The organism is Teichococcus vastitatis (genome assembly GCF_003604215.1).
In the GTDB taxonomy this organism is placed as follows: Bacteria; Pseudomonadota; Alphaproteobacteria; order Acetobacterales; family Acetobacteraceae; genus Pseudoroseomonas; species Pseudoroseomonas vastitatis.
The window spans coordinates 154,798-164,366 of the sequence record NZ_QXGS01000007.1; the positions used below are offsets into that span (position 1 = coordinate 154,798).

Annotated in this window: 11 protein-coding genes; 1 reads left to right on the forward strand and 10 read right to left on the reverse strand. The window is 70.6% G+C overall.

Annotated elements, in window-relative coordinates:
- Positions 1–16: 16 nt before the first annotated feature.
- From D2K64_RS12140 to D2K64_RS12150, 3 genes are read right to left on the reverse strand one after another with little or no spacing between them, the layout of a single operon-like run.
- Complete coding sequence (locus D2K64_RS12140) at positions 17–1,195, reverse strand: multidrug effflux MFS transporter (RefSeq protein ID WP_120008647.1); 1,179 nt, start codon at positions 1,193–1,195, stop codon at positions 17–19.
- Positions 1,196–1,246: 51 nt separating this feature from the next.
- Complete coding sequence (locus D2K64_RS12145; RefSeq protein WP_120008625.1) at positions 1,247–1,627, reverse strand: VOC family protein; 381 nt, start codon at positions 1,625–1,627, stop codon at positions 1,247–1,249.
- 29 nt (positions 1,628–1,656) lie between these two features.
- Positions 1,657–2,484 carry an ornithine lipid ester-linked acyl 2-hydroxylase OlsC gene (locus tag D2K64_RS12150; protein ID WP_238384154.1) on the reverse strand — a complete coding sequence of 276 codons (828 nt, stop codon included), beginning with the start codon at positions 2,482–2,484 and terminating at the stop codon, positions 1,657–1,659.
- Positions 2,485–2,790: 306 nt separating this feature from the next.
- On the opposite strand from D2K64_RS12150, the gene D2K64_RS12155 reads away from it, so the two are divergent.
- Positions 2,791–3,891, forward strand: coding sequence for a branched-chain amino acid aminotransferase (locus D2K64_RS12155; protein ID WP_120008627.1), 1,101 nt, complete (start codon positions 2,791–2,793; stop codon positions 3,889–3,891).
- Between the two features lie 159 nt (positions 3,892–4,050).
- Here D2K64_RS12155 and D2K64_RS12160 read toward each other — a convergent pair whose 3' ends face one another.
- The 7 genes from D2K64_RS12160 to D2K64_RS12190 form a co-directional block, all read right to left on the reverse strand.
- The gene (locus D2K64_RS12160; RefSeq protein WP_202910642.1) at positions 4,051–4,776 is read right to left on the reverse strand and encodes a nucleotidyltransferase family protein; all 726 of its coding nucleotides are present in this window, start codon (positions 4,774–4,776) and stop codon (positions 4,051–4,053) included.
- Positions 4,773–5,795, reverse strand: a complete 1,023-nt coding sequence (locus D2K64_RS12165) for an aminoglycoside phosphotransferase family protein (RefSeq protein WP_120008649.1) — start codon at positions 5,793–5,795, stop codon at positions 4,773–4,775. The genes D2K64_RS12160 and D2K64_RS12165 overlap by 4 nt, the downstream gene beginning before the upstream one ends.
- 65 nt (positions 5,796–5,860) lie before the next feature.
- Positions 5,861–6,493 (reverse strand): trimeric intracellular cation channel family protein, encoded by a 633-nt coding sequence (locus D2K64_RS12170; RefSeq protein WP_120008628.1) that lies wholly within the window; start codon positions 6,491–6,493, stop codon positions 5,861–5,863.
- A gap of 1 nt (position 6,494) precedes the next feature.
- Positions 6,495–7,715, reverse strand: a complete 1,221-nt coding sequence (locus D2K64_RS12175; RefSeq protein WP_120008629.1) for an MFS transporter — start codon at positions 7,713–7,715, stop codon at positions 6,495–6,497.
- Between the two features lie 148 nt (positions 7,716–7,863).
- Complete coding sequence (locus D2K64_RS12180) at positions 7,864–8,604, reverse strand: DUF2076 domain-containing protein (protein WP_120008630.1); 741 nt, start codon at positions 8,602–8,604, stop codon at positions 7,864–7,866.
- Between the two features lie 147 nt (positions 8,605–8,751).
- Positions 8,752–9,183 (reverse strand): CoA-binding protein, encoded by a 432-nt coding sequence (locus tag D2K64_RS12185; protein ID WP_120008631.1) that lies wholly within the window; start codon positions 9,181–9,183, stop codon positions 8,752–8,754.
- Positions 9,184–9,195: 12 nt separating this feature from the next.
- A complete protein-coding gene (locus D2K64_RS12190) occupies positions 9,196–9,432 on the reverse strand; it encodes a hypothetical protein (RefSeq protein ID WP_120008632.1) in 237 nt (78 codons plus the stop codon).
- Positions 9,433–9,569 lie beyond the last annotated feature (137 nt).

Below are 9,569 nucleotides of genomic sequence, written 5' to 3' on the forward strand. Positions count from 1 at the left end.
CGCTGCCGGCCGCGGTTCAGCGCGGCCGGCGCAGCGCCACCGCGAAGGCGCCGAGTCCGAGCAGCGCCGCGCCCATCAGCACCACCGCCGAGGCCAGGGCGGGATCGCGCCCCAGCCCCGCCAGGGACGCGCAGAGCGCCCCCACCGCCATCTGGGTGCAGCCATACAGGCCCGAGGCCGAGCCGATCACCTGCGGGTTGACGCTCACCGCCTGGGTCAGCGCCAGGGGGCTGACCAGGCCGATGCCGAGGGTGAACAGCAGCGGACCGAGCAGCACTGACACGATGCTCATCCAGCCGCCCAGCACCACCACGAGGTAGAAGGCGGCGCCGGCCACCCCGGTGAGGCTGGCGGCCAGGATCAGCGGTCGGAAGCCGAAGCGCGCCACCAGGCGATTGGCCAGGAGGTTGCCGAAGGCGGTGCCGGCCACCAGCAGGATGTAGCAGAAGCTGACCTCCCGCACCGGGCGGCCGAGCTGCTGGACCAGGATGAAGGGCAGCGCCGCCAGAAAGGCGTACCAGGAGGTGGTGGCGCAGCCGCCGCCGATGGCGAAGCCCAGGAAGCGTGGCGAGCGCAGCAGCGCCGTGTAGTCGGCGAGCAGGGCGGCGGCGCTGCGGCCCCGCCGCCCGGAGCGGGTTTCCGGCAGGCGCCACACCACCAGCGCCATGGTGGCCGCGCCCAGCGCCGCCAGCAGCACGAAGATCGAGCGCCATCCCACCGACTCGGACAACAGCGTGCCGATCAGCGGAGCGATGCCCGGCCCTACCGACACCACCATGCTCAGCGTCGCCAGTCGGGAGGCGGCTTCCCATGTTTCCGCCGTGTCGCGCACGATGGCACGGCCCAGCGCCAGCCCGGCGCAGCCGCCCAGCGCCTGCAGCAGCCGCGCCGCGATCAACGAGGTGGCATCCGGTGCCAGCGCGGCGACGAGGCCCGCGACGGTGTAGAGGCCGAGGCCGGCCAGCAGCACCGGCCGCCGCCCGAATTTGTCCGATAGTGGGCCGTAGACTAGCTGTCCCAGCGCCAGCCCCAGGATGTAGAGGCTGATAGCGAGCTGCGCCGTGCCGTTGCCGACACCCAGCTCGGCCGCGGCCTGCGGCAGGGCGGGGACGAGGATGTGGATGCCCAGCGTGCCGGAGGTGGTGACCAGCACCAGCAGCCAGAGGGGCGGGCGCTTCAGCGGAAGGGGTGGCATCGGCGCAGTGTCCGATGCCGCGCCGCACAAGTCACGCCGCGGAAGCGGGGATCAGCTGCGCTCCAGGATCTCGATCCGCACGCCGTCCGGCGCCTTGAAGAAGGCGATGCGGATGCCGGGCTTGGGCGAGGTCGGCTCCAGCGTGAACTCGACGCCCCTGCCTTTCAGCTCGGCGGCCACGGCGTCGATGTTCTTCACCGACAAGCCCAGATGCTCCAGCCCCATGAAGGGCGGCGGCGGCACGGTGGCGGTGCCGGGCGGCACGCGCTCGATGAACAGCTTGAGCCCGGCGAGGTCGACCACCACGCGCAGCGAATCGGGGCCTTCCAGCCGGTCCGCCACGGTGGCCTCCAGCATCTCCACGTAGAAGCGCGCCGCGGCATCGGGATCGGGCGAGCGGAGATGGATGTGGTCAACCGTGAAGCGGGACATCAGCGATTCCTTCTCTGGACACGGAAGGCTCAGTTGGGACGGTTCCGCAGCTGCTCCGCTTCCGCATAGAACTTCTTTTCCCATTCCTTGTGATTGTCCAGCCCTTCGCGGATGAAGGGGGTGAACACCGCCAGGTTGAGCAGCATCCAGTTCACCAGCCGGGCCGGGAAGCGCAGCGGCTTCACGAAATCCACGAACAGCACCACCCGGGTCCTGTCGGTGTGGTTCCAGGCCTCGTGCTCGTAGGCGTCGTCGAAGATCAGCGCCTGTCCCTCGTGCCAATGGCAGACCTGCTTATCGACGCGGATCGCCAGGCGGTCGCTCTGCTCCGGCACGATCAGGCCAAGATGCAGCCGCAGCACGCCGTTATAGGGGCCGCGATGCGCCGGCAGGTGCTTGCCCGGCTCGAAGATCGAGAACATGGCCGTCTTCAATCCCGGGATCTTCTGCACGATCCGCCAGGTCTCGGGGCAGCGCTTGATGTTCTCGGCCGAGGACAGGCCGTAGCCGGCCAGGAAGAAGGTCTTCCAAGCGCTGTCCTTGCTGATGGTCTGCACGTCGGTGGAGATGTCGTGGAAGCTCGGCAATTCGCTCTGCCGCACCAGCACCTGCTCCAGCTCCCGGCGGATCAGGGGCCATTCGCGCTCGACCTCGGCGGCCCAGGGGAAGGTGCCGTTGCTGTAGACCGGCGGATTGCCGACCTTGGAATATTTCAGATTCAGCCGCTCGGCCCAGGCAACGACCGACATGAAGAAGCGGGTGACGGCGCTGGCACGCTCCATCGGCGCCATGTCGGCGGTACCGAAGGTCTGCCGGGGCTCGTCCGCTCCGCCGGATGGGGTGGCGCCGTGGTGCAAGGATCTGGTCTCCCGGTCCTGTGAGGGCCCCATGACGGCAGGGACCACTGGATCGCCGTTCCTCTGCCTGCGGCGGCGCGAGGTCAAGCCGCTGCGGGCGGCAGGCTGACACGGATTCGTCATCATGCGGGGAATTCACAGCGGAACAAGATCTTCCACCATGCCAACCGATCGGCAGAACCGTCAGCCTGCCTGACCTATCAGAACCTGGGCGCATGGGTGGAATGTGAAGGTTCCGGAGGCTAACCTGTGCAGGTGTTGCGATACTGGCCTCAGAGACGCAACAATCCTGCGAGAAGAAACGCCATGACTTCCCAGAACGACACGCCGATCCCTGTGACACGCACCCAGCGCCCGGCTTCCCGCCCGGATGACGCCACCCTGTCCTTCGGCAAGGTGTTCACCGACCACATGTTCCTGATGGATTACGAGGACGGAAAGGGCTGGCACGCCCCGCGCGTGGTGCCTTACGAGCCGCTGGTGATGGATCCGGCGACATCGGTGCTGCATTATGGCCAGGCGGTGTTCGACGGGCTGAAGGCGTTCCGCGGCCGCGACGGCCAGATCCGCTTGTTCCGCGCGCAGCGCCACGCGGAGCGGCTGAATAAATCCTGCCGTGCCCTGTGCATCCCCGAGATGGACGCGGATCTGATCCGCCGCTCCTTCGAGGCGATCGTGGCCGCCGACCATGAGTGGGTGCCGCGCACCCGTGGCACATCGCTCTACATCCGCCCTACCGTGATCGCGCGGGACGTGATGCTGGGCGTGCATCCGGCCCACCGCTACACCTATTTCGTGATCTGCTCGCCGGTTAGCGCCTATTACAAGGAAGGCGTGAAGCCGGTCCGCATCCTGGCCACCGACACCCATGTGCGGGCGGTGCAGGGCGGGCTGGGCGAGGCCAAGACGGCCGCTAACTACGCCGCTTCCCTGTCCGCCCAGCAGGAAGCGGAGCGCGCCGGCTACACCCAGGTGCTGTGGCTAGACGGCGTGGAGCGCAGATACATCGACGAGGTCGGCACCATGAACATCATGATGCAGATCGGCGAGGAGGTCATCACGCCCCCGCTGGCCGGCACGATCCTGGACGGCGTCACCCGCAACTCGATCCTGCAGCTGCTGCGCGACTGGGGGCATAACGTGTCCGAGCGCCGCATCTCGATCGACGAGGTGATGCAGGCCGGGCGCGACGGCACGCTGCGGGAGATGTGGGGCACCGGCACCGCCGCCGTGGTCTCCCCGGTGGGCGAGCTGGGCTACAAGGGCGAGAAGATCTCCATCGGCAACGGCCACACCGGCATGCTGACCCAGAAGCTCTACGACAGCATCATGGGCATCCAGTATGGCGAAGCGGCCGACCCGCATGGCTGGACCAGTGTGGTGCAGGCGCCGGCCACGACGGCCTGAGAACGGCCGGGCTACCCGCCGGGGACCCTGCGGCGCCTTGCGGCGCGGGGCCACCATGGCGGCGGCCGGGCTCGGCGACCGGACCGGGCTGTGCCAGCGCGGGATTGCCGAAGTTGATCGCGCCGCCCAGCCGCCTGGCGCCTCCTTCGGGCCGGTGGTTCAGAACTGCGGCTTCACCAGGTTGCTGGCCAGCAACCCTTCCGCCTTGCGCAGATCGGCGGGGGTGGAGAGGTGGAACCAGGCGCCGTCATGCACCAGGCCGTAGAGCCGCCCCGTCTCGATGGCGCGGTCCCACAGGATGTTGGTGCTGAAGGCGCCGTCCGGGGCATCCTCGAACAGGCGCGGATGCACGATCTGCACCCCGGCAAACATGTAGGGCACGATCTCCCGCTCTCGCGGGCGCAGCAGGCGGCCCATCGGGTCCATGCGGAAATCGCCGCGCCCGACCTCGCCCTCGACCGAGGCGGCGCGCATCACCAGCAGCAGCGCGTCCATGCTGTCGGGATCGAAGCGCTCGGCCAGCTTCTCCAGCGCCGGGCGTGGGCCGTCGAGCCAGAAGGCGTCGCCATTCACCACCAGGAAGGGATCGGGGCCGAGATCGGGCAGGGCGTTGCGCACGCCACCGCCGGTTTCCAGCACCGTGTCCTCCCGCAGCACCTTGGGAGGGTCGCGGCGGAGGGCGCAGGCGGCCTCCACCTGCTCGGGAAACCAGTGGGCGTTGACCACGGTGTCGCGGATGTCGGCATCGGCGATGCGGTCCAGGGCGTGATCCAGCAGCGAGCGCCCGGCCAGCTTCAGCAGCGGCTTCGGCGTCGCCTCGGTCAAGGGCCGCATGCGGGTGCCGAGGCCGGCGGCCAGCACCATGGCAGAGTGGAGGGTGATCACGCGGGCAGATCCTTCGCGGCGGCAGGGTCCGGGTTGCGGCGCAGCCCGCGCGGCACATGGCGATGAAGGAACTCCACCAGCGGCCGCGTCGAGGGGTGTTGCAAGGCGCGTTCCAGCAGCGCCCAGCAGCGCGGCCCGTGCTTCAGATAGCCCGGCTTGCCGTCGCGCCGGTCGAGCCGCACCCAGAGCGAGGCGACCCGCAGGTGGCGTTGCGCCGCCATGGCGGCGAAGGCGGCACGGAATGCGGGCGCCTCGAGGTCCGGCCGCGCGGCGAGGTAGCGGGCGATGGCGGCGTCCCGCACCTCCGGCGCCACGTCGCGGCGGGCATCCTCCACCAGGCTGACCAGGTCGTAGGCGGGGTGGCCCTCGGCGGCGTCCTGGAAGTCGAGGATGCCGGTGCGGCGCGGTCCCGGCCGGTCCGGCAGGTCGATCAGGTTGGCCGGAAAGTAGTCGCGGTGCACCAGGCAACCCGCGTCGGCGAAGGGGGCCAGCATGGCGCGCATCGCTTCGGCGAATTTGGCGCGGATGGCGCCATCCGGCCTGGTACCGAAGGTGGCGGGCCACCACCAGTCGAGAAAGGTCAGCCCCGCCGTCTCGGCCATGCGCTCCGCTTCCCAGCGCGGCAGGCCGGCCGGCGGCGGCGCGGCGTGCAGGGCGGCCAGCGTTTCGGCAGCGGCCTCATAGAGCGGGCGGGGATCGGCGCCGGCATCCAGCAGCCGTGCATGGGTGTCGGGGCCGAGATCCTCCACCAGCAGCAGGCCGTGCGGCAGGTCCTCGGCCAGCACGGCGGGGGCCGAGAGGCCGATCCCGGCGATGTGCCGGGCCAGGCGCAGGAAGGGGAGGAGGTCCTCCTCCGGCGTCACGCCCACCCTGGGTGCGTCGGTGCAATCCATCAGCAGGGCCGGGCGCGGGCCGCCACCGAGGCGGGTGTAGCGGCGGTGGCCGGCATCCTGCGGCAGCGGGCTGCGGGTGGCGGCCGCATAGCCCTGCGCGGCCAGAAAGGAATCAACAGGGGTCATGTTGCGGCAGGAGGTGCCGCAGGCGTGGCCGCTTGCCAAGCGCCGATTGCGCGGCGCAGCAGATTTCAGGGATAATCGCGCCCGGGGCGAGGCCGGTAGGCAGGCAGCGACCAGCCGTGCCGCAGTGCAGCCGCGCGCAGGGCGAAGGCGGCGGCCATGCCGCACACCACGGCGGCATCCCGCGGCGCGCCCAGCCCCTGCAGCGTCACGAACAGCGCGGCGCCCAGCGCGGCGGCGGTGGCGTAGATCTCCCGCCGCAGGATCAGCGGCACCTCGCCGCAGACCACGTCCCGCAACGCGCCGCCGAAGGTAGCGGTGACCGTGCCGAGCAGGATGGCGGCCCAGAGGCTGGCGCCTTCCTCGATCGCCGCCTCGGCGCCGAGCACGGCGAACAGCGCCATGCCGACGGCATCGGCCCACAGCAGCGGAATGAAGCGGCGCTCCAGATGCGGCGCGGCGAAGAACACGCCGAGGGCGACCAGCGCCACCATCAACGCCGGACCCGGGGTGCTCAGCCAGATCACCGGTCGGCCCAGCAGCACGTCGCGCAGCGAACCGCCGCCAAAGGCGGTCAGCGCCGCGATCAGCACGAAGCCCACCGGGTCCATCTGCTTGCGGGACGCGGTCAGCGCGCCGGCAGCGGCGAAGGCGGCCGCGCCGATCCAGTTCAGCGCCTCCAGCAGCAGGGCGAGCGGCATCCTACTCCGCGGGCAGCGGCCGCGCGGCCCGGGCGCTGCCGCGCGCCGTGCCCATGCACAACAGCGACAGCGCCAGGATCCCGGCCACCAGCGGCAGCACCCAATGCGCCAGCCCGGCATCCATCAGCAGGCCGAAGAGGGGGGTCAGCGTGCCGCCCAGCGGCAGCCCGGCGGAGATGAAACCGAACACCTTGCCGATCTGTCCCGGCGGCGCCGCATCCTTCACCATCACGTCGCGCGGCGTGCGGCTGGCGCCGAGGGCCAGCCCCGCCGCCAGCGCCACGGCGATGGCCATCGGACCGGACACCGGCAGCACGCCTAGCGCCAGGATCAGGGCCATGGCGGCCAGGGTCAGCGACACCACGAACAGGGCGTGCTGGCTGTAGCGGTCGGCGAACCAGCCGCCCACCAGCACGCCCAGGGTGGAGCCCACCAGATAGCCGGTCAGCGCCATCGCGCCGAGGGCCACGGGAATGCCCCAGAGCTGGTCCAGCACCGTGATCAGGAAGGCCTGCATGCCCGAGCCGGCGATGGAGGACAGCAGGAAGAAGGCGAAGAACAGCAGCATGGTGCGGCTGAACAGCACCGAGGCGCCGCCGCCCGTCTTGTCCCGCGCCTTGGGCTGGTCCACCAAGATGCGGCTTTGCAGCAGGATGGCGCCGATCACCGGAATGCCCAGCAGGCCCACCAGCAGCAGCGCCTCGCGCCAGCCGATGGCCACCGACAGCAGCGCGATCACCGGCGGCGCCAGGGCGAAGCCCAGATTGCCGGTGACGGTGTGCCAAGCGAAGGCGCGGCCCATGCGCGCCTTGTCGATGCTGCCGGCCAGGATGGCGTAGTCGGCCGGGTGGATCACGCTGTTGCCGATGCCGGACAGCAGGGCCAGAACCAGGATCACCCAGTAGCTGGGCGCGAAGGCCATGGCGGAGATCGACAGCGCCATGATCAGCGTGCCGCCGATCAGATAGGGGCGGGCCCCGTGCCGGTCCACCAGGAAGCCGACCGGCGTCTGCAGCAGCGCCGTGACCGCGCTCATCAGCGCCACGGACAGACCGAGCGCGGCATAGGAGACGCCGAATTCCTCGCGCCAGACGGGAAACAGCGGCGCCAAGCAGAGCATGTAGAAATGCGACAGGAAATGCCCGGTGCCGATCAGCCCGATGATGCGCCAGTCACGATTCGGGCGGGGCAGGGCAGCGGCGGTTTCGCCGTCTTGGGACATGGCGTTCCTCGGGTCACTTCTTGCGCAAGCGAAGGAGCCCGAGGCTGCGCGCCGGCGGCAGCCCTGTCAAACCACGCGGGCGCCGGGCTGCCATGCCAGAAGATGCCATGCGATCCGGCCCGGCGCAGGGCGCCGGGCCGGCCTCGGATCAGATGTCCTCGTCGTCGCTGAAGCCGCTGTCATCGGCGAAGCCGCCATCATCGGCGTAGCCGGTGTGGTCAGCATAGGCATCGCTGGCGCCCGGGTCGGCAGCGCCCGGATCGGTCCAGGGGCTGGCCGCGCCGACCGCTTCCTCGCCGAAGGCGCCGGCCTGGTCCACCGCGCTGGTCGCCGCCTCGGCGGCGCCGCCGGAGAACATGCCCATCAGCATGTTGCCCATCACCATGCCGCCGGCGACGCCGGCCGCGGTGGTGAGCGCCGAGCCGAGGAAGCCGGAGCCGCGGCCCTGCTGCATCATGGCGGGGTTCATGCCCTGGGGTGGCATCATCGGCTGCGGCCGCGGGGACATCGGCATCGAGCGTTGCTGTTGCTGGCCACCGCCGAACATGCCGCCGAACAGGCCGCCACCGCGCTGCTGCGGCTGGGCCTGCGCCTGGCGTTGGGCGTTTTCCAGCTGCCATTCCAGGTCCTGGATGCGGTTCTGCGCCTGCACCAGCGCGTGCTCCTGCACAAAGGCCGTCTGGGTGAGGCGGTAGCGCGCCTCGGGGTAGCGCGCGAACAGGTCGCCGATCAGCCGGTCCGCCTCCGGATCCACCGGCGGCAGGGGCGGGCGGGCCTGGGTGGCCGGCACGCTGCCGCCGCCCCAGGGCGAGGCTGCTGGCGCCAGGGCGGAAACCCCGGCGATGCGCTCGACGAAGGCGGAGATGATGCGGCGTTCTTCTTCGGTCATGTCCGTTCCCCTGAGGGGCCTTTCCAGACGGTGGCGTCACCTCGCCCGGAACCCTGCGGCCCCGGACGCGTCACCGGACTTGGACCGGACAGCAGTGGCTTTCAAGATAGAAATTACAATCTGTACATCTTTTGGAGATGCTCAGCCTCAGGCACCGGCGGACAGCCCGAGCCGTGGCCACTCGATGGCCGGGCAGCGGTCCATCACCGCCACCAGGCCGGCGGCCCGCGCCCGCGCCGCGGCCGCCTCGTCCACCACCCCCAACTGCATCCATACCGCCCTGGCTCCCAGGCGGATCGCCTCGTCCACCACCTTTCCGGCCTCCTCGGAGCGCCGGAAGATGTCCACCAGCTCCAGCGGTGCGGCGTCTTCCAGCGAGGCGGCCACGGTGGCACCGTGCAGTGTCTGCCCGGCCAGGCCGGGATTGACCGGCGTCACCTCGAAGCCGCGCCCCACCAGGAAGCCGGTGACGCCGTTCGAGGGCCGCATTGGGTTGCCCGAGGCGCCCACCACGGCGATGCGGCGGGTGTTCAGCAGCAGGCGGCGGATGGTGTCGTCGTCCAGGCCATCGATGCTCATGGCGGTGCTCCCTCAGCCTTCGCGTTCGCGGTGCAGGATGCGCAGGGATTCGCGCTCCAGCACCAAGTCGTGGCGGCTGCCATCGGCCATGCGGGCATTGTCCACCTTCCGCCAGTCGCGATATCCGGCGGCGCCCAGCGCCTGGGCGATGGCGGCGGCCTCGTCCCGGTTCGGCTCGCGCGCCGCGGCGGGGTTCGGCAGGGCGGCGCCGGCCAGCAGCAGGCCGAGCAGGGTCAGGTGGCGGATCATGGGTTCCGGGACCTCGTGCGGTTTGGATCGGTCCGGAGAACGCGGCGCCGGGCGGCAGGGTTCCCCCCTCCTTCCGGCGCCGTGGAGGTCAGTACAGCACGACGCCGCGGATGGACTCGCCGCGGGTCATCAACTCG